Here is a 20247-nt window from a genome sequence, read left to right as displayed (position 1 = left end):
ATACCGTCAGTCCGCCTCCGTCCGCCAGCGGCGGCGCAGGGCGAAGGCGGCCGCCTTAGGCCGGCGGTCCCGCGTGAAGACGCCCTTCTTGTTGCCATCGGCGCGGTTCACGCCGTACCCGGTGGCGAAGTCGGCGAAGTTCCAGACGTGCTCGCCCACGACGGAGTCGACACGGTCGAAGACCCGGTGGAAGGTCTCCAGCAGCGCGACCTGGTAGTCCTCGGTCCAGGTGCCCGCCGCGACCGAGCGCACGCCGGCGATCGCGTCCGCGCCGTACTCGGTCACGATGATCGGCTTGCCGTGGAGGCGGACCCACTCGCGCAGCTCCGCCTCCAGCTCGCGCTCCGCCGTCACCAGGTCGCCGGTGTCGACGTACCAGCCGTTGTAGCGGTTGAGGCAGATGACGTCGAACAGGTCGCTCATGACGTCCTTGTCCGGGGGCAGCTGGACCTGGGCGAAGCAGACGGGCCGGCTCGGGTCGGCCTCGCGCGCGGCCCGGACGAGCGGCTCGAAGTACGTGCGCGCCTCGGGCCGGGCCGAGTCCGGTTCGTTGGCGATGCTCCACATGACCACGCTCGGGTGGTTCTTGTCGCGGGCCACGAGTTCCTGGATGGCGCGCAGGTGGGCAGCCCGGGTGGTGTCGTCGATCGCCGCCCAGATGTGCGGGGGATCGCCGGGGACGAGCGTGTGCGCGATCTCGAAGTTGAGCCCGACGGCCGGGGTCTCGTCGATGACCACGATGCCGTGCCGGTCGGCGTACTCCAGCACCTCCTCGGCGTACGGGTAGTGCGAGGTGCGGAAGGAGTTCGCGCCGATCCAGTCGAGCAGCGCGAAGTCGTGCACCATGTGCACGTCGTCGTGGCCCTTGCCGCGCACGGGGTTGTCCTCGTGCCTGCCGAACCCCCGGAAGTGGAACGGCTCGCCGTTGATCAGGAAGCGGTCGCCGTCCACCTTCACCTCGCGGATGCCGACCGGCAGCGCGTACTCGTCGGCGTCCTCGCCGTCCGTACGGACCTCGAGGCGGTGCAGGTGCCCGTGGCCGGGCCGCCACAGCGTCGCGTCCGGCACCTCGAGCGTGCCGGCGGCGGTCGTCGCCCGCGCTCGCTCGGCGCCGTCGGCGTCGCGCAGCACGACCTCGGCGACCCGCCCGTCCACGACGTCCACGCGGTAGTGGACCCGGGCGTCGGCGCCCGTCACCTCCGTGGTCACGGTGATGTCGCGGACGTAGGAGCGGGGCGTGCTGCAGAGCCAGACGGCGCGGTGCAGCCCGGCGTAGTTGAAGAAGTCGTGGAAGTACCGCTGGCGGCGGCGCCCGTCCGGCAGGACGTCGACGATCCCGGGCGGGATCGAGGAGGGGGTCAGCCGGTTGTCGACCACCACCGTCACCCGGCCGGTCCCGCCCGGGCGGGCGTGCCCGGTCAGGTCGCACTCGAACGGCGTGTAACCGCCGTCGTGCCGTCCGACCTCGGCGTCGTTCCACCAGACCACGGCGCGATGGGCGGCGGCGTCGAACCGCAGCACGACCCGCCGGCCCGCCCACCCGGCCGGGATCCGTACCTCTCGCTGGTACCACACGTCGCCGACGTGGTCGTGGGCGTCCCGGGTGGCCGGCACGTCGTTGAAGCTCGCCGGCACCGGCATCTCCGACGCGCCGGGCAGCGGGCCGGACCACCACCGCTCGGCGCGCCCCCGGTCGCCGGGGTCGAGCGCGAAGGCCCACAGCCCGTTGAGACCGACACGTTCGCGGCTGGGCGTCTCCTGAGGACGTAGCACGGCACCTCCGGGAAAGACCTAATTTTTTGGCATGATTTAAGGACTGACGTAAGCATGTCAAGAGTGGGTGAGCGTGCTGAACGGCGACCGGCGGCCGCCGGGTGATGAGACCGGCGGCGGGCGCCGGTCAGCCGAGTGCGCGGTCGAGGTTGAACGCGGCGCTGATCAGTGCCAGGTGGGTGAACGCCTGCGGGAAATTGCCCTGCTGTTCTCCGGTGTGGCTGATCTCCTCGGCGTACAGGCCGACGTGGTTGGCGTAGGTGAGCATCTTCTCGAAGGCCAGCCGGGCCTCCTCCACGCGCCCGGCGCGGGCGAGGGCCTCGACGTACCAGAAGGAGCAGATGGAGAAGGTGCCCTCCTCGTCCCCGACGCCGTCCGGGCTGATCCGCGGGTCGTAACGGTAGACCAGCGAGTCGGACACCAGATCCGCGGTGAGCGCGTCCAGCGTCGACAGCCACTTCGGGTCGGTGGGGGAGACGAACTTGGCCAGCGGCATCATCAGCACGGCCGCGTCGAGCGCGTCACCGTCCTCGTGCTGGACGAACGCCTTCCGGGCAGGACACCAGCAGCTCCCCATGATCCGCCGGTAGATCTCATCCCTGGATCTCATCCACTGCGGGAGCTCACCGGGCAGGCCGCGGCGCCGCGCCGTGCGCATGGCCCGTTCGATCGCCACCCAGCACATCAGCCGCGAGTACAGGAATCTCCGGCGCCCGGAACGGGTCTCCCAGATGCCCTCATCGGGCTGGTCCCAGTTGCGGCAGACCCAGTCGACCACGGCGCACACCCCATCCCAGTGGTCGCTGGAGATCGGCTGCCCCCACTTGTCGTAGAGGTATACGGAGTCGATCAGAGCACCGTAGATGTCGAGCTGCAGCTGGTCGGCGGCGGCGTTGCCGACCCGGACCGGCGCCGAACCGCGATGACCTTCCAGATGGGGCAGCTCGCGCTCGGGCAGGTCGGTACGCCCGTCGATGCCGTACATGATCTGCAAGGGCCCGGACGGCCCGTCACCGCACAGGTTCGTCCGCCGCCGCAGGAAGGCCATCAACGCCTCGGCCTCTCCGGTGAAGCCCAGGCGCAGCAGCGCGTACACGGCGAACGCCGCGTCACGGACCCAGACGTAACGGTAGTCCCAGTTCCGTCCGCCTCCGAGGCGCTCCGGCAGGCTCGTGGTGGGCGCGGCGACGATCGCGCCGGTGGGGGCGTAGGTCAGCAGCTTGAGGGTCAGCGCCGAGCGGTGCACCATCTCCCGCCATCGGCCGCGATAGCGGGATGACGACAGCCAGGTCCGCCAGAAGGCGACCGTGGCGGTGAATTCCCGTTCCGCCTCGGTGTACGGACAGCCACGCGGCGCGATCGTGTCGCCGATCTGGTCCAGGGCGAAGACCGCGGCCTGGCCCTCGGTGAGCTTGAACTCGGCGTGGACGTCCACGCCGTCGCACTCGAGCGGCACTGTGGCGGTCAGCGCGAGCGTGAGCGCCTCGGACTCGAAGAGCACCGAGTCGTCGAGCATCCGCGCGGTGTGGGGGTCCGCGCCGTAGCCGAACCGGGGAGCGACCCGGGCGCGGAACGGGAGCGATCCGCGTACGCACATCACCCGCCGGATCAGCCGGTGCCGGTCGGCCTCGCCGGTCTCGCAGACCGGCATGAAGTCCTGGACCTCGCCGAGCCCGTCCTCGGTGAAGAACCGGGTGATCAGCACGTTCGTGTCGGGAAAGTAGAACTGCTTGGTCCTGGCCGGCGCGATCGCGGCCAGCTCGAACGCTCCGCCCCGGTCGGCGTCGAGGATGGCGGCGAAGACGCTGGGCGCGTCGAACCTCGGGCAGCAGTACCAGTCGATGGTGCCGTCGGTGCCGACCAGGGCCACCGTTCGCAGGTCGCCGATCAGCCCGTGATCGGAGATCGGAAGGTAGCGGCCGGCTCCGGTCTGCCCTCGCCTCGCGGACGTGCTCGGTGTCGTGTCCATGGCAGCGGCTCCTCCCCCGGTCGCCGATGCGCGTCTACCAGCCTAGACGGAGCGGCGTCGGCGGGGGAGGAGCCCGAGCACCCGGTTCAGCGCAGCCAGACGGCGGTGTCCGAGGGGAGCTCGCCCCGCTCGAGGGGATCGCTGGCCAGCAGTGGCTCCCGGCCCTCCGGCAGGCGTACGGGGCCGGCGCCGAGGTTGACGACGCAGGTGATCCCGTTCTCCCGGTCGAACGCCAGGACGTTCTCGCCCATCGGCCGCCAGGTCATGCCGCCGTAGCCGAGCAGTTCCCGCCGCAGCCGCAGTCCTCGCCGGTAGAGGCCGAGCGTCGAGGACGGGTCGCCCGACTGGGCCTCGACCGCCAGGTCGCGCCAGGCCGCCGGCTGGGGCAGCCACGGCTCACCGCCGAAGCCGAGGCCGGGCGCGTCACCGGACCACGGGATGGGCACCCGGCAGCCGTCCCGGCCGCGGTCGGTACGGCCGGAGCGGAACCAGATCGGGTCCTCCAGCACCTCCTCGGGCAGGTCCTCGACCTCCCAGAGTCCGAGCTCCTCGCCCTGGTAGACGTAGACGCTGCCGGGGAGCGCCATCGCCAGCAGGGCCGCCGCCCGGGAGCGGCGCAGGCCGAGCCGCAGGTCCGTCGGCGCCCCGTGCCGCCGCTCGTTCAGGTCGAACGACGTGTCCTCCCGGCCGAACCGCGTGACCGGCCGGGTGACGTCGTGGTTGGACAGCACCCAGGTCGGCGGCGCGCCGAGCGGCGTGTGGGTCTCCAGGGTCGTGTCGATCACCCGGCGCAGCGCCGCGGCGTCCCACGGGCAGCCCAGGAAGTCGAAGTTGAAGGCCGTGTGCAGTTCATCGGGGGCCAGGTAGGCGGCGAAGCGGTCCTGGTCGGGCAGCCACAGCTCCCCGATCAGCGCGCGGTCGCCGTATCCGTCGGAGGTCCGCCGCCAGGCGCGGTAGATGTCGTGCACGCCGTCCCGGTCGGTGTACGGGTCGCGCCCGTCCGGCTCCGCGTCCGGGTCCTTGACCAGCACGGCGGCGGAGTCGATGCGGATGCCGTCCACTCCCCGGTCGAACCAGAACCGCAGGACGTCGAGGAACTCCTCGCGGACCTCCGGATTGGTCCAGTTGAAGTCGGGCTGTTCCGGGGCGAACAGGTGGAGGTACCACTCACCGTCCGGCACCCGGGTCCACGCCGGGCCGCCGAAGATGGACTCCCAGTCATTCGGCGGCGCGTCGCCGCGTCCCGGCCGGAACCAGAACCGCTCCCGCGCCGCGGAGCCCGGCTCGGCCCGCAGCGCCTCCTGGAACCACGCGTGGCGGTCGGAGCAGTGGTTCGGGACGATGTCGATGATGACCCTGAGCCCGAGCCCGTGCGCCTCCTCGATGAGCTTCTCCGCCTCGGCGAGCGTGCCGAAGACCGGGTCGATGTCCCGGTAGTCCGCGACGTCGTAGCCGCCGTCGACCATCGGCGAGGGATACCACGGGTTCAGCCACAGGGCGTCGACGCCCAGGTCGGCGAGGTGGCCGAGGTGCCCTCGCAGCCCCGCCAGGTCCCCGATGCCGTCCCCGTTGCCGTCCGCGAAACTGCGCAGGTAGACCTGGTAGATCGCGGCTCCCCGCCACCACCCGGCGGAGTCCGGGGCGGTGCCGGAAGGAACGTTTTCGGCCATGCCGGTCATCAATCTCCCTCGATGTCGTTGGTCGGCGCGGGTACGGGCTGGCGTGGTCCGGAACGGCACGGATCGCGCCGCGGGCCGTCCGGTGGACGGCCCGGCCGTGGGACGTGGTCCGCGCGTCTCACCCCTTCAGCCCGCCGGCGGTCAGGCCGGCCATGATGTGGCGCTGGAACAGCAGGAAGACCGCCACGGCCGGGATGCTCGCGATCACGAGCGCGGCGATGAGGATGTTCTGCGGCGTCTGCTCCGACAGGGAGGAGATCGCCACGCTCACCGTCATCCGGTTGCTGTCGGGCAGCACCAGCAGCGGCCACACGAAGTCCTTCCAGACGCCCACCACGGCGAAGATCGACACGACCGCGATGATCGGCCGCGAGATCGGCAGGACGATGGACCAGAGGATCCGCCAGGACGACGCGCCGTCGATGGCCGCGGCCTCCAGCAGCTCCCCGGGGATGGAGTCGAAGAACCGCTTGAGCAGGAAGATGCCGAACGCGTTGGCCGCGGCCGGGAACCAGATCGCGAACGGCGTGTTCAGCAGGTTGGCGTGCAGGAGCGGCACGTCCCGCACGGTCAGGTACAGCGGGACCAGCAGGACGGTCGACGGGATCATCAGGGTGGCCAGCATCATGCCGAGGACCGCGCGGCCGAGCACGGGCCGCAGCTTGGACAGGGCGTACGCCGCCGGGACGCAGACCGCCAGCTGCAACAGCCAGGCGCCCACGGCGTACTCGAGCGTGTTGAGCAGGAACCTGCCCAGGTACAGCCGCCGCCACGCGTCGCGGTAGACGCCGGGGTGGGGGTGCCGCGGGAACAGCGTCGGCGGGGTTCGCGCCAGCTCGCCGGAGGACTTCATCGCGCCGGTCACCATCCAGTACAGCGGAAAGACGAAGACGGCGGTGAACAGCACGATCACGGCGATGAGAACGATCCAGTAGATCACCCGGCCGCGCGGGGTGTTGAGCGCGCGGGCCGAGATCAGGGTCCGCGGGGCGGGCGTCTCGCCGGGGGCGCCCCTCCGGCTGCGCCGGCGCGGCCGCTCGGACGCGGCGCGCCCCCGCCGGTGGCGCCGCCCGGCGGCCGTGGTGGCCGCCCCGATGGTGGGCTCGGTCAACTCCGGCCTCCTCGTCTCATCGCCCGCCGTCCCGGGTGACCCGCAGATACACCGCCGAGAACACCATGAGGACGACCATCAGCATCAGCCCGAGGGCGCTGCCCCCGCCGTAGCTGTTGAAGCGGAACGCGTACAGGTACATCAGGTAGACGACGCTGACCGTGGCGTCCTGCGGCCCGCCGCCGGTGAGCAGGTACGGCTCGACGAAGACCTGCATGGTGGCGATCACCTGGAGCAGGAGCATGACCAGCAGGATCAGCCGCGTCTGCGGGATCGTGACGTGCCAGACCCGCCGCAGCAGCCCGGCCCCGTCCAGCTCCGCCGCCTCGTACAGCTCGCTCTGCACGCTCTGCAGGGCGGCGAGGTAGATGAGCGTGCCGCTGCCCATGTTCATCCACGTGGAGACGATGACGAGGGACAGCAGCGCGGTGCTCGTGGAGTCCAGCCAGTTCAGCCCCGGCAGGTGGGCCACGTGCAGCAGTTGGTTGAACAGTCCGGGACCGGGGTCGTAGAACCACTTGAACAGCAGCACCGCGACCGCCGGCGGGAGCATGACGGGCAGGTACACGACGAACCTGAGGTAGGCGCGCGCGTGGCGCAGCTCGTTCAGCACGACCGCCGTGACGAACGGCAGGACGTAGCCGCAGAGCAGGGCCAGCCCGGTGAACTCCAGGGTGTTCAGCCAGGCACTGCCGAACGCCGGGTCGCCGGCCACCCGGCGGAAGTTGTCCAGGCCGACCCACTCGGACCGTCCGACGAAGTTCGTCTTCTGGAAGCCGAGCAGCGCCTCCCGCACGATCGGGTACCAGGAGAACAGTGCGAAGCAGATCAGCGCTCCGCACAGGAACCCGTACGCGGACAGGCCGCGCCGGACGGCGTGCCGGGACACGGACCGGCGTGGCCCGGCCGGGCGGGACGTCGAACGCCGCGGTGCGGCCTTCCTCAGGATCGTCGTGGTCACCGGTCTCTCCTCACGTCGTCACCCGGCCGTGGCCTGCTCAGTTGGATCGGGCGAGGATGCCGTCGACCTTCTTCTGTGCCGTCGCGAGGAGCTGGTCGATGTTGATGGTGCGGTCCGTCAGCACGCCCGACATGACCGAGTCGAGGACGGCGTAGATCTGCTGCGCGTTCGCCGGCTCGAGCCGGCCGGGGATGCGGTCGACCGCGTCCTCGTACGGCTTGTAGTTGGCGACCGGGACGTTGGCGGCGGCGGTGCGCAGCGAGTGGTCGGTGGCCGCGGTCTGGCCGGTGTAGAAGTTCGGCTGCGGGAGGCCGACGGCGCGTCCGTACTTCGCGGCCCGCTGGTAGTTCAGCTGTCCCTGGCCCGGCGTGAGGGCGTAGTACTCCAGCCACAGCAGGCCCGCCTTGATCTTGGCGGGGGAGTCCTTCACGTTGAACAGGTAGCCGTCGCCGCCGAGGAGGGTGCCCTTCGCCTCGGGGATCGGCGCCAGGCCGTAGTCCTTGTACTTGCTCTGGAACTGGTCGACCAGCGCGGTGATGTTGTCCGGGGCCGACAGGTACATGCCGAGCCGGCCGGCGGCCATCATCTGCTGCACGTCGGCGAGCTGCAGCAGCTGCTTGGAGCCCATGCTGTCGTCCGTCCAGCGCATCTGCTGCAGGTTCTGCAGCACGGCGCGGCCCTGCGGGCTGTTGAACGCGGCCTTCTTCCCGTCGGGCGTGACGACGTCGCCGCCCTGGGCGTACAGCTCGGTGGTGAAGTGCCAGCCGCCCTGGTTGCCCGCGCTGTAGTCGGCGTAGCCGACGATGCCCTTGCCCAGACCCGCGATCTTCTTCGCGTCCGCGCGCAGCTCCGCCCAGGTCGCGGGGGGCTTGTCGGGGTCGAGGCCCGCCTGTTCGAACAGGTTGCGGTTGTAGAGCAGGCCCATCGAGTAGTTCTGCCGGGGCAGGCCGTAGATCTTGCCGTCGGGACCGGTGAAGACCTTCTTCACGGACGGCTGGATGTCGGGGAACTGCTTGACGCCGCCGACGTACTTGCTGATGTCGGCGGCCTGACCGGACGTGATGACGCTCTGGATGTCGGTGAAGTAGGCGTAGAAGACGTCCTCCATCTGGCCGCCCGCGAGCTTGGCCGTGAACGTCTTCGGGTCGGCGCAGGGGAAGGCGTCCTTGCCGACCACGGTGATGTCCGGGTGCAGCTTCTCGAACGCGGCGACGTCCTCCGTCCACTCCCGGCGCTGGATCGGCTGGCTCTTCGCGGGCATGCAGCCGACCGTGATGGTCACCTTCCCGCTCGAGGCGTCGTTCTTGGAATCGTCACCGCCCCCGCACGCCGTACCGGTCAGGGCGAGCCCTGCCGCCAGCAGGATCGCAAGCCTTCGGGGTCTCATCGTCGACTCCCTCCTGGACTGGCCTCGGGCGAGGCCGTGGGCCGGGGACCGGGACTGCAGGATCCGGTGCGAGAACGATATAGAGACCAACATGCCACTGCAATAGACGTACTAAAGATCGAAAAAAGTTGACAGGCGACTTCTCCTGTGAAGGCGGCTCAGCGCCTCGTCGCTCCGGTGAACGCGCCAGGCGTCCTCCCGCGAAGGCGGGAGGACGCCTGGAAAGGGGAGGAGACCGCCGTGCCCGTCAGCGGACCGGGCCGGTGGAGCCCCGGACGACGAGCTCCGGCTCGAACAGCAACTCGTCGTCGGCCGCCTGCGAGCCGTCGATCTGGGCGCCGAGGAGGGTGACCACCGCCCGCCCCATCGCGTCGATGGGCTGGCGGACCGTGGTCAGCGGTGGATCCGCGCAGCTCATGAACGCCGAGTCGTCGAAGCCGACCACCGAGACGTCCTCGGGCACGCGTTTGCCCTGCCGGCGGACCGCCTTGACCGCGCCGAGCGCCAGCGGGTCGCTGCCGCAGATCACGGCCGTGACCTCCCGGCGCAGCAGGCGTGACGTCGCCGCCTGGCCGCCCTCCAGCGAGAACAGCGTGCGCTCGACGAACTCGCCGTCGGAGGGGAGGCCGGCCTCGCCGGCGAGCCGCTCGAAGGTCGCCACCTTGCGGCGAGACGGCATGTGGTCCGCCGGGCCGACGACGAGGCCGATCCGCTCATGGCCGAGCGAGCGCAGGTGCCCGTACGCCTGCTCGATCGCGACGGCGTCGTCGGTCGCCACTGCGGGGAATCCGAGGTCGGCGACCGCCGCGTTGACGAGAACGACGGGCATGCCGCGTTTGCGGAGCAGGTGATAGTGGTCATGGGAGGCGTCCGCCTCGGCGAACATCCCGCCCGCGAAGATCACGCCGGACGCCTGCTGGTCGAGCAGGAGGTTGACGTACTCCGGCTCGGACAGCCCGCCCGCCGTACGGGTGCACAGGACCGGCGTGAAACCCAGCTGCACCAGGGCGCCGCTGACCACCTCGGCCAGCGCCGGGAAGATCGGGTTCTGCAACTCCGGCAGCACCAGGCCCACGAGCCGCGCCCGGTCGCCCCGCAACTGGGTCGGCCGCTCGTAGCCGAGCACGTCGAGCGCGGTCAGCACGTTGTCGCGGGTGGCTGCCGAGACACCGGGTTTGCCGTTGAGCACCCGGCTGACGGTGGCCTCGCTTACCCCGGCCTTCCGAGCCACATCAGCAAGTCGTCGTGACATGCCGCAAGAATAGCGCAGATCACGCAAAACACTTGCAGGCGTTGCAGCAAGCGGTGGGGCCGGGAATCCCGGCGGGGGGTCGTGCGGTTGTAAGGATGGTGACCGAGTCGTTCTCCGCGTCCTCGCCGGCGCAGACGCTGCGCGCCGAGCGGGCGAGCGTCCTGGAGGAGATCGCGGCGCTGACCCGCGACTGGGAGGGCATCGTCGAGTCCGCCAGCCAGATCGGCGTCGACGACGAGCACGATCCGGAGGGCGCGACCATCGCCTTCGAGCGCTCCCAGGTCGAGTCCCTGCTCGACCAGGCGCGCCGCCATCTCGCCGATCTCGACCGGGCGGTCGAACGCCTCAATGAGGGCACCTACGGGATGTGCGAACGCTGTGGTCGCCCGATCGCTCCGGAGCGCCTCCTCGCGCGCCCGGCGGCGCGCACCTGCATCAGCTGCGCCGCCCGCTGAGCTCCCCTGAGCCTGCTGAGTGGCTGGCGTGTGCGGGAGGATCGCGGTACCGCCCGCGACGCCGTCTTTGCCAGGGGATTACGTGAAAAACGCGCGGGTATCTCCGGCGTCATGTCCTCCGCGAACGGCACTCTTCTCGGCGAGAGATATCGGGTCGCCGATTCCCTCGGGAGCGGCGGCATGGGCGCGGTCTGGCGGGCCCGCGACGAGCTGCTCGGACGGGACGTCGCCGTCAAGGAACTGGTCTTCCCGCCCAACCTGAGCGCCCGGGACAAGGAGACCATGCGCGGCCGCATGATGCGGGAGGCGCGCACCGCGGCCCGGCTCAGCCATCCGGGGGTCGTCCGGATCTTCGACGTCGTCGAGGCCGAGGAACGGCCCTGGATCGTCATGGAGCTGATCCCGTCCGCCCGTTCGCTGAGCGGGATCCTCGACGAGGACGGTCCCTTCGCCCCCGCGGACGCGGCCCGGATCGGGCTGGAGGTGCTGGCGGCGCTGTCGGCGGCCCACGCCGCGGGCGTCCTGCACCGGGACGTCAAGCCCGGAAACATCCTCATCGCCCCGGACGGCCGGGTGGTCCTCGGCGACTTCGGGATCGCGGTCGCGGAGGGGGAGCCGACGCTGACCCGGTCCGGCGTCCTGATCGGCTCTCCCGCCTACCTGTCGCCGGAGCAGGCGCGGGGCAGGCCCCTCACCCCCGCCTCCGACCTGTGGTCGCTCGGCGCCACGCTCTACACGGCCGTGGAGGGGGAGACGCCCTTCCACCGCGACAACGTGATGGCCACCCTCACCGCGATCCTCACCGATCCACCGAATCCCCCGCGACGTGCCGGAGCGTTGTGGCCCGTGATCGAGGGCCTGCTCCGCAAGGATCCGGCCGACCGCCTCGACGCCGTCGCCCTCGCCCGGGCGCTCACCGAGGTCACGGCACGGGAGGAGACCGGCGCCGCGGCCCCGGCGGACCCGGAGACCCGTGCCCGCGCGGCGGACCCGCCGCCGGTGCCGTACAAGATGCCGGTCGGCCGTCCCGCCGAGGACGAACGGCCCCGCGACGCCGCACCCGTACGGCCCCGCGGCGGGACGCCCGGCGCGGAGCCGCCCCGAGAGGACACGGAGCCGCCCGGAGGGACCGGACCCCTGCCGGCACGTCCGGCGCACCGGTGGGGACGAGCCGCCGCCGTCGTGTCGATCGTCCTCCTGCTCGGGGCGGCGGGGGCCCTCACCGTCCTCCTGAACCGGTCACACCATCACGCGGCGGGCCTCACGGGCACGAACGGCAAGGGGACCGGCCGGAGCGCGTCGCCGCTCACGACGCCGTCGGCCCGGTCCAGCGCTTCGGCGAGCCCGTCGAGGTCACGGCAGACGACGGCCGCCTCCCCGTCTCCCGGCGGCACCGCGCTGCCGGCCGACTTCCGCCGCTACGAGGACGACTCCGGCTTCTCGATCGGTGTGCCGCGCGGCTGGAAGGTCAGCCATGACGGCGGTTACGTCTACGTACGCGACCCCGGCTCGTCCCGGTACCTTCTCATCGACCAGACGACCCATCCGAAGAGCGATCCGCTGGCCGACTGGCGGCAGCAGGACGCCTACCGGCGCGGTAGCGACGCCGGGTACACCCGGATCCGGCTGGAATCCGTGCACGGATACTTCGAGAAGGCCGCCGACCTGGAGTTCCTGCACACCTCCGGCGGTGAGAAGACCCACGTGCTGAACCGCAACATCCTCGTGAACGGGCATCGGGCGTACGCGCTGTACTGGTCGACGCCGGCCGCGCAGTGGTCCCGCAGCCGGCGGTACTTCGACGTGTTCGCCGCGAGCTTCCAGCCGGCGTCCTGACGCCCGTCCGCTCCCGTCCGGAGACGCGAACGTCCGCGAGCCTGCCCTTTCCCCCAAAAGAGCGCGCTCGCGGACGTTCACCATCATCGGCCCGGAATGACTCCGAGCGTCTGGATATCGGCCCTGTTGAGGTGTCCCCGGTGAACCCCCCAATCCAACGGGGACGAGGGCCGTTGTGGTCGTCTCGTGTTCGTCGTACGACCTAAAAGCTACGTGGCCCGCGCGCGGGATTCATCCATCCGCCGGTGACATTCGCCGTACACCCCCGGGTGATGCGTCGGCCCGCGGCGGTCTCCCGGCGCGACCGGCCTCGCGTTTCCCGGGTATTGACAGCCGGTCACGGCGGAGTCAAACTCTGGCAAACAGGAAAGTTTCCTTTTAGTCGGCGCGCATCGGAGACCGTCATGGCGGCTCGTGCCCCGCCTCCGCCACGCCTCGAGCCCAGGTACGTCCCCGCAACGGCCGCCGCTCGGGTGGCCGTCGACCATGAGGAGCTCACATGACCAGAAGGCTTGTCACCGCCGCCGCGGGCGTCGCTCTCACCCCGGCGATCATCGTGGCGCTCGCCGGCGCCGCCGGCGCCCACGGCTACATCGACTCCCCGCCGAGCCGGCAGGCCCAGTGCGCCCAGGGCATCGTCCAGTGCGGCGACATCAAGTACGAGCCGCAGAGCGTCGAAGGCCCGAAGGGCCTGCACAGCTGCAGCGGCGGCAACGCTCGGTTCGCCGAACTCGACGACGACGGCAAGGGCTGGCGCGCGACGCAGGTCGGGCGCACGGTCACCTTCACCTGGGTGTTCACCGCCCGCCACCGCACCACCGACTGGCAGTACTACATCGGCAACACGCTGGTCGGCGACGTCAGCGGCAACAACGCCCAGCCGCCGGGCACCGTCTCGCACACCATCGATCTCGGCAACGTGTCCGGCCGCGTGAAGCTGCTGGCGGTCTGGAACATCGCCGACACCGCGAACGCCTTCTACTCCTGCGTCGACCTCCAGGTCGGCTGACCCCCGACGCGGATCCGGCCCGGGAGCGGGACACGTCGCCATCGGGCGGCTCTCGCTTCCGGGCCGGCGTGGTGACCGTCCGCCCACAGGTGTCTGCCCGGGCACCTCCCCGGAGGTGACGAAGCACCGCTCCGCCGTTCGTGCGCGGGCCGTCAGCGAGGTCGCTCGTCGGGGTCGGAGCGCAGTTCGTCCTCCACGGGCGGCCGTTCCACCTCGCGCTCGTGCTCCGCCAGACCCGGCTTCCGGTGGTGCCGGCGCTGGTAGTTCCGCTCAGAGGCCGTTCGATCGGGATCCGGCTCCAGGGGTACCGACCGCTGCACCTCCGCGACGGAGCCGTACTCGCCGAGGGGAAGCGCCCGCAGAGCCCGCTCCGCCTCGGTGCCCGCGGCCTTGTCGCGGGCGTGGTCGACGATCTCTTCCTTGCTCGCGGGGAAGTCCATGTCGGAGAGGACTTCCTTGATCTCGTCGGTGTTCGTGGCTCTCATGACGGGCTCCTCATGAACCGCCACGCCGCCCGTACCGTCCTCGTCCGGGCTGCCCCCTCCCGGGCGACCTAAACCGCGCCGACGTGCGAGGACGACGCGCTCGGGGGCGAATGACCGCCCGGTCGGTTCGCGGTGAACTACGGCCGGTCCGGCGCGGAACGCGGTGTGACCGGCCGGGGGCCGGTCTGGCCTTCATGGGCGAGGAGCGCGACGTACAGGGAGGTGAGGCGCTCCCAGTCCTCCAGGTCGATGCCGAGCAGCGCCTCGATGCGCTGCAGCCGGCGGTACAGGGTCGGGCGGCTGACGTGGAGCGCCTGCGCGGCCAGGGACTTGTTGCGGCCCGTCTCCATGTACGTGCGGAGCACGCCGAGGAGCGAGGGATTCTCCAGCAGCGGGCCGAGCTCGCGTTCGATGAACGCCTGCAGCTCCGGGTCGTCCCGCAGGAGCCGTACGAGCCCGCGCAGCCGCACGTCTCCCAGCCGGGCGACCGGCCCGTCAGGGGGCGCGGCCACCGCCGCGTCCGCGACGTGGACCGCCTCGACGAACGACCGGCGGACCTCGTCCAGCACCGAGCAGGCGAAGCCGGCGCCGAGCACGGCCCGACGTCCGCGCAGGGCCAGCGCCTCCCGGACCCGGAGCGCGACCCGGCGGAGCACGGCGCCTGCGTCCTCGCCGCAGGGGATGCTCAGCAGCGCGGCCGTGCCCTCCGGCTCGATCCGGGCGACCAGCCCCGCCACCTCCGGCGTCTCCGCCACCGCCCGGTCGACGAGCTCCGGCGTGTCGCCGCGTTCGCCGTCGGCACGGCCGTCGTCGAGGACACGGACCACTAAGGGCACGAAGGTCCGGCGGTCGACGGGCAGCCCGGCGGCGCGTACCCGGGTGAAGAGCTGCTCGGGCCGGGCGGCTCCGGAGGCCAGGTCGAGCAGCAGGGACTCCGCGGCCTGCTCCTCCCAGCCGCGGTCGCGGTCGCCCAGCAGGCGGTGCATCGCCAGCGCCTCGGCCGCCCGGGCGCCGAGCAGCAGCCCGAACTCCTCCGACCCGGCGTACCCGAAGAGGACCAGCCGCCCCCATCGGCGGCCGCGCGCCTCCAGGTCCACGACGATCCACCCGTCGGGTTCGACGGTCACCGGCCCGCTTCCCGCGAGCTCGGCGACCTGCCGGGAGACGCGGTCCCAGTCGCGCAGCAGTTCGCTCAGCGGGGCCCGGTCGCCGGCCGAGGCGAGAACCCGCTGGGCCAGGTTGACCAGCACGACCGGACAGCCGCTGTAGCACGCGATCTCGTCGAGCAACTGCTGCAGCGTGGCCCCGGACAGGTTGAGGGCGGTGAGCGAGGACCGGATGTTGTCGGACAGGTCGAGAGCGGCGAACCTGCCGGAGAGGAGCCGTGAGTGGACCTCCTCGGTCATCCGGACGAACGGCGCCGGCCGGTGCAGCACGATCAGCGGCATCCCGCACCGCTGCGCCGCCCGGCGCATGGGTTCGGGCGTGGTGCGGAACGCGCGGCCGAGGCCGAGCACGACCGCCGCGACGCCCACGCGCCGCATCGACTCGATGTACTCCGCCTGAGCCCGGTCGTTCCCGGCCAGGAGCAGGCCCGTGGTCAGCACCATCTCCCCGCCGGCGAGCATGACGGCGACGTCCGTGGCCTCGGCGACGTGCAGCCAGCGCACCGGGCGGTCCAGGTGCGCGGCGCCGGCCACGACCTCCGGCCCCCAGGTCGCCACCAGGTCCAGGCTCAGGACGTCGCGGACCGTGAGCCGGGCGGCCGTGGACCGCGGCCCCCGCGCGGCAGGTGTGGGTGTCTGTTCGCTCAAGCCGCCGGCCTGTCTCCTTCACCCCTCCGGGTAGCGATGAGCAAGAGACTATTCCGGGTCCCCGGGGATGCCCACCCTCACAGGCCCACCGAGGTGCCGTGCCGGCGGCCGGAATCCGTACGGCGCCGGCCGTGGACCCTCTCGGGGAGGGCACCGGTCACAGCTCCACGCTCTCCCCGATTCTGAGCACGCATGATCTTTCCGCTTGCCGGGACGGTCGTGACCTCGGTACAGGTGAGGGGTGAACGACATCAGAGGCGGCCGGCGCACGAGTCCGGCCGAGCCTTCCGCCGTGTCCGCCGGGGCGCGTTCCGCCGCGTCCTCCGCCGTGTCCTCCGGCGCGCCTGCCGGGGGGCCGTCCGGCGTGCTGACCCGGCGCGCCTCCACGCCGGACGCGACGGTCGCGTACGGCGACCTGCCGGACCAGGTCGCCGACCTGCGGTTCCCCCGGAACGGCGCGAGTGCGGCGGCGCCGCTGGTCGTCATCGTGCACGGCGGGTTCTGGCGTGCCCGGTACGACCGGGCGCACACCGGGCCGATGGCCGACGACCTCGCCGCCCGCGGCTTCGCCACCGCCGCGGTCGAGTACCGCCGCGTGGGGCAGGACGGCGGCGGCTGGCCGGGCACCTTCGACGACGTCGCCCGGGCCGTCGACGCCGTTCCCGCGCTCGCGGCCGGAGTCGTTCCGGGCGGGATCGGTGACGTCGTGCTGCTGGGCCACTCGGCGGGCGGTCACCTCGCGCTGTGGGCCGCGTCACGGGCGCGCCTTCCCGCGTGCGCCCCCTGGCGTCTCCCGGCGGCGCCGCCGCTGCGCGGAGTGCTCGCGCTGGCGCCGGTGGCGGCGCTCGAACTCGCCTCGCGCCAGGGCCTGAGCGACGGGGCCGCCGACGACCTGCTGGGCGGGCCCGCCGGCGACCTGCCCGAGCGCGCCGCGCTCGCCGATCCGCTGGCGCTGCTCCCGTCCTCGATCCCGTCCGTGCTGGTACACGGGACGGCGGACGAGGACGTCCCGGTCGAGCAGTCGCGCCGGTACGCCGACGCGGCACGGGCGGCGGGAGACGCCTGCACCCGGATCGAGCTTCCCGGCACCGGCCATCTGGCGCTGATCGACCCGCTGTCCGGCGCCTGGCCCACGGTCCTCGACGCGCTGACGGGCCTGCTCGGACGCTGATCACGCCACCGAAAACCCGGCGTACCACGTGTGATGCAGGTTATCGGTGTTTTCCGGACAGAGACGGGTAGGCGGAGTCCCATGCCTACCGTGGTGCCGAGAGTGGTCGGAGAGCGTTACCGGTTGTGCGAGCGGTTGGCGGCCGGGGGTGTGGGCGAGGTCTGGCGGGCGGAGGACACCGCGCTCGACCGCACGGTGGCCGTCAAGATGTTGCGCCCGGAGCACGCCGAGAGCGAGGAGTACCGCGAGCGGCTCCGGCTGGAGGCACGGCACCTGGCGGCCCTGTCCCACCCGCGCCTCGCGGAGGTCTACGACTACGGTGACGGCCGGGAGGACCAGCGGCCGTACCTCGTCATGGAACTCATCGACGGGGAGCCGCTGTCGGCCGTGCTCGCCCGTGCGCGCACGCTGCCGCCTCGCCGCGTCGTCGAGATCGTCGCGCAGGCGGCCGAGGGCCTGGCGTGCGTCCACGCGGCCGTGCTCGTTCATCGCGACATGAAGCCGGCGAACCTGCTCATCCGCCCGGACGGCAGTGTGAAGATCACCGATTTCGGCATCGCGCGCGGGCCCGAGACGCTCCGGCTGACCCGCACCGGCGAGGTGATCGGCACCCCGCTGTACCTGGCGCCCGAGCAGGCGGCCGGGTACGGCGTGACACCCGCCGGCGACCTTTACAGCCTGGGCGTGATCGCCTGGGAGTGCCTGGCCGGGCGGCCGCCGTTCCAGGGCGATGACGCGCTGGCGGTCGCCATCGCCCACCGCGACCGCCCCGTCCCGCCGCTTCCCGACAGCGTCCCCGAGCCCGTGCGCGCCCTGGTGGAGGCGCTCACCGCCAAGGACCCCGCGGCCCGGCCGGACGCCGTCGCCGTCGCCGAGTGGGCCCGGCGGCTGCGCGACGACCCGGCGGTGGTCGCCGCGCCGCCCGGCCCCGTCCTCGCCGCCGAGGATGAGCCGTCGACCGCCGCGGGCACGGCCGAGGTCCCCGCCTCGCCGCACCGGCGGGCCCTCCTCCTCGGCGTCGGAGCGGTCGCCGCCGCGGCGCTCACCGGAGCGAGCGGGTGGGCGTTGCGCAGCCCGTCCGCCGTGCGGTCGGCACGCGCGCAGACCGGCGGCGCGCCGTCGGCCCGGCCCCGCCGGACGGTCACCGTCGATCCCACCGACTACTACGGGCACCGCCTGGACTCCGTCGTGGAGGCGCTGCGGCGGCTGGGCCTGCGGGTCAGCGTCCGGCACCAGGTGGTCCCGGGACGGAGCTCCGGCACGGTGGTCGGGCTCACCCCCTCCGGGGAGATGGCCGTCGGCACGACGGTCACGGTCTACGCGGCCCGTACCCTCACGACGCCCTCGGCACCACGCCGGACCGCGCGCCCCACGTCCCCCGGTACCGGCGGATCCGCGGAGCGGACGCGAGCCGTCGTCCGCCGGCCGGCCCCTCCCGGCAAGGAGAAGGCCGGTGAGCCCAAGGGCAGGGCGAAGGGCAAGGGCAAGAACCACGGCAAGGACTGACCCGGCCGCTCCCCGCCGGGCGGGCCGGCGTCAGCGTACGGCGCGGGGCCGGCCGCGGCGCCGGCCGAGCAGGATTCCGCCGAGGATCATGTCGGCCAGGAACACCACGATTCCGATGATCAACAGGAAGAAGAGGCCCTTCACCACCCATCCGGAGATGCCGAGGGCTATCGCGACGAGGATGAGGGCCAGGAACAGCGACATGTCACTCCTCCTTCCGGAGTTCCTGGTCACGGCCATACCCGCAGGACGGCGTCCGTACGAGCCGGGCGCGTTACTCCGCATCGGTGCCGGGTAGCGCTCGGGTAAAACACGTGAGGAGGCGGCGATGGCCGACGACGAATCGATGTCCGAGCTCCTGCAGGACGTGACGGCACAGACGGTCCACCTGGTCCGTGACGAGATGGCGGTCGTCCGTAAGGAGATGGTCGAGAACGCTGGGCGTGCCAAGAGCGGGATGGTGCTGCTCGGCGGCGGGGGCGCTCTGATCGCCTACGGAACGGGCGCGGTCGTGGCCGGTTCGGTCGCCGCACTGTCCCGGAGGCTGCCGATGTGGGCCGCCGCGCTGACGGTGGGCGGCGGCCTGATCTCCGCCGGAGGCGCGCTCGCGGTGGTCGGCCGGCGCGAGCTGCGGCAGGCGTTCCCGCTCGTGTCCAAGGAGTCGACCACGAGGATCAAGGAGGACGCCCTCGACATCGTCGACCGGGCCCTGCCGTGACGGGCCGTGGCCACCCGGACCGTCACGCCTTCGGACATGCCGGCCGGGTGGGCATGCCGGCCGGGCGGTTCGGGCGTGCCGGCCGGGCGGTCGGGCGGGTCAGCCGGTCAGGGCCGGGATGACGGTCCCGCCGTAGGCGTCGATCGTTCTCTCCTTGGCGTCGTGCATGTCGTAGACGGCGAACTGGTCGACGCCGAGCGCCCGCAGCCTCCGCAGCCGGTCGATGTGCGCCTCGGCCGGGCCGACCAGGCAGAACCGGTCGACGATCTCGTCCGGGACGAACGCGGCGTCCGGGTTGCCCGAACGGCCGTGGTGGGCGTAGTCGTAGCCCTGACGGGCCTTGATGTAGTCGGTCAGCTCCGCGGGCACCAGGGAGGACGACTCGCCGTACCTGCTCACGAGGTCGGCGACGTGGTTGCCGACCATGCCGCCGAACCACCGGCACTGGTCCCGCGCGTGCGCCAGGGCCTCGGGGGAGTCGTCGCCGGTGACGTACGCCGGAGCGGCGACGCAGATCGTGACGTCGGCGGGGTCGCGGCCGGCGGCGGCCGCGGCGTCCCGCACCGCTTTGACCATCCACTCGGTGAGGTACACGTCGGCGAGCTGCAGGATGAAGCCGTCGGCCTTGGCGCCGGTCAGGGCGAGGGCCTTGGGCCCGTACGCCGCCGTCCAGACCGGCAGCCGGGCGCCCTCCTCGACCCACGGGATGCGGATGGGCGTGCCGTCGACCTCCGCCGTACGCCCCTCGGCGAGCTCCCGGATCACGTGGATCGCCTCCTCGAGCACGGCCAGGGAGTTCGGCCGGCGGCCCGCCACGCGCATCGCGGAGTCGCCCCGGCCGATGCCGCAGATCGTCCGGTTCCCGAACATCGAGTTCAACGTGGCGAACGTCGAGGCGGTGACCTCCCAGGTACGGGTGCCGGGATTGGTGACCATGGGGCCGACGATCAGGCGCTCGGTCCGCGCGAGGATCTGGCTGTGAATGACGAACGGCTCCTGCCACAGCACGGCGGAGTCGAACGTCCAGCCGTACGTGAAGCCGCATCGCTCGGCGCGGCGCATCAGCTCGATGACGGCCGAGGCGGGCGGATCGGTCTGCAGGACGAGTCCGAAGTCCATGA

The 20247-nt window shown here is 72.0% G+C and carries 17 protein-coding genes; 6 read left to right on the top strand and 11 right to left on the bottom strand.

Annotation, left to right across the window (positions count from 1 at the left end):
• Positions 1-6: 6 nt before the first annotated feature.
• The 7 genes from uidA to NDW01_RS23120 form a co-directional block, all read right to left on the bottom strand.
• Entirely contained in the window at positions 7-1773 is a 1767-nt protein-coding gene (gene uidA, locus NDW01_RS23150) for a beta-glucuronidase (protein ID WP_252823363.1), read from the bottom strand.
• A 127-nt stretch (positions 1774-1900) separates the two neighbouring features.
• Entirely contained in the window at positions 1901-3742 is a 1842-nt protein-coding gene (locus tag NDW01_RS23145; protein WP_252823362.1) for a glycoside hydrolase family 15 protein, read from the bottom strand.
• 86 nt (positions 3743-3828) lie between these two features.
• Positions 3829-5412 (bottom strand): glycoside hydrolase family 13 protein, encoded by a 1584-nt coding sequence (locus tag NDW01_RS23140; RefSeq protein WP_252823361.1) that lies wholly within the window; start codon positions 5410-5412, stop codon positions 3829-3831.
• 127 nt (positions 5413-5539) lie between these two features.
• The gene (locus tag NDW01_RS23135) at positions 5540-6532 is read right to left on the bottom strand and encodes a carbohydrate ABC transporter permease (RefSeq protein ID WP_252823360.1); all 993 of its coding nucleotides are present in this window, start codon (positions 6530-6532) and stop codon (positions 5540-5542) included.
• Between the two features lie 16 nt (positions 6533-6548).
• Complete coding sequence (locus tag NDW01_RS23130) at positions 6549-7493, bottom strand: carbohydrate ABC transporter permease (RefSeq protein WP_252823359.1); 945 nt, start codon at positions 7491-7493, stop codon at positions 6549-6551.
• A gap of 37 nt (positions 7494-7530) precedes the next feature.
• Positions 7531-8880: an ABC transporter substrate-binding protein gene (locus tag NDW01_RS23125; RefSeq protein WP_252823358.1), complete on the bottom strand. Its 1350-nt coding sequence runs from the start codon at positions 8878-8880 to the stop codon at positions 7531-7533.
• 247 nt (positions 8881-9127) lie between these two features.
• Positions 9128-10159, bottom strand: a complete 1032-nt coding sequence (locus NDW01_RS23120; RefSeq protein WP_454923421.1) for a LacI family DNA-binding transcriptional regulator — start codon at positions 10157-10159, stop codon at positions 9128-9130.
• 68 nt (positions 10160-10227) lie between these two features.
• On the opposite strand from NDW01_RS23120, the gene NDW01_RS23115 reads away from it, so the two are divergent.
• From NDW01_RS23115 to NDW01_RS23105, 3 genes are all read left to right on the top strand, one after another.
• Positions 10228-10587, top strand: coding sequence for a TraR/DksA family transcriptional regulator (locus NDW01_RS23115; protein WP_252823356.1), 360 nt, complete (start codon positions 10228-10230; stop codon positions 10585-10587).
• A gap of 111 nt (positions 10588-10698) precedes the next feature.
• Positions 10699-12423 carry a serine/threonine-protein kinase gene (locus NDW01_RS23110; protein WP_252823355.1) on the top strand — a complete coding sequence of 575 codons (1725 nt, stop codon included), beginning with the start codon at positions 10699-10701 and terminating at the stop codon, positions 12421-12423.
• 499 nt (positions 12424-12922) lie between these two features.
• Complete coding sequence (locus NDW01_RS23105) at positions 12923-13432, top strand: lytic polysaccharide monooxygenase auxiliary activity family 9 protein (RefSeq protein WP_252823354.1); 510 nt, start codon at positions 12923-12925, stop codon at positions 13430-13432.
• A gap of 152 nt (positions 13433-13584) precedes the next feature.
• Here the strand turns inward: NDW01_RS23105 and NDW01_RS23100 are convergent, their stop codons facing one another.
• Complete coding sequence (locus NDW01_RS23100) at positions 13585-13917, bottom strand: DUF2795 domain-containing protein (protein ID WP_252823353.1); 333 nt, start codon at positions 13915-13917, stop codon at positions 13585-13587.
• 137 nt (positions 13918-14054) lie between these two features.
• Positions 14055-15731, bottom strand: a complete 1677-nt coding sequence (locus tag NDW01_RS23095) for a PucR family transcriptional regulator (RefSeq protein WP_252823352.1) — start codon at positions 15729-15731, stop codon at positions 14055-14057.
• A gap of 241 nt (positions 15732-15972) precedes the next feature.
• Between NDW01_RS23095 and NDW01_RS23090 the strand changes: the two genes are divergently transcribed.
• Both NDW01_RS23090 and NDW01_RS23085 read left to right on the top strand, forming a co-directional pair.
• Positions 15973-16902, top strand: coding sequence for an alpha/beta hydrolase (locus NDW01_RS23090; protein ID WP_252823351.1), 930 nt, complete (start codon positions 15973-15975; stop codon positions 16900-16902).
• A 102-nt stretch (positions 16903-17004) separates the two neighbouring features.
• Positions 17005-18408, top strand: a complete 1404-nt coding sequence (locus tag NDW01_RS23085) for a serine/threonine-protein kinase (RefSeq protein WP_252823350.1) — start codon at positions 17005-17007, stop codon at positions 18406-18408.
• Between the two features lie 30 nt (positions 18409-18438).
• Here the strand turns inward: NDW01_RS23085 and NDW01_RS23080 are convergent, their stop codons facing one another.
• Positions 18439-18612: a hypothetical protein gene (locus NDW01_RS23080; protein WP_252781447.1), complete on the bottom strand. Its 174-nt coding sequence runs from the start codon at positions 18610-18612 to the stop codon at positions 18439-18441.
• Between the two features lie 124 nt (positions 18613-18736).
• On the opposite strand from NDW01_RS23080, the gene NDW01_RS23075 reads away from it, so the two are divergent.
• Positions 18737-19126: a phage holin family protein gene (locus NDW01_RS23075; protein WP_252823349.1), complete on the top strand. Its 390-nt coding sequence runs from the start codon at positions 18737-18739 to the stop codon at positions 19124-19126.
• 99 nt (positions 19127-19225) lie between these two features.
• Here NDW01_RS23075 and NDW01_RS23070 read toward each other — a convergent pair whose 3' ends face one another.
• Positions 19226-20245 (bottom strand): TIGR03842 family LLM class F420-dependent oxidoreductase, encoded by a 1020-nt coding sequence (locus NDW01_RS23070; RefSeq protein ID WP_252823348.1) that lies wholly within the window; start codon positions 20243-20245, stop codon positions 19226-19228.
• Positions 20246-20247: the final 2 nt, after the last annotated feature.

The organism is Actinoallomurus soli (assembly GCF_024055715.1).
In the GTDB taxonomy this organism is placed as follows: domain Bacteria; phylum Actinomycetota; class Actinomycetes; order Streptosporangiales; family Streptosporangiaceae; genus Actinoallomurus; species Actinoallomurus soli.
The sequence above is the reverse complement of the archived record's forward strand: the minus strand, read 5'-3'. Positions and strand labels throughout refer to the sequence as shown.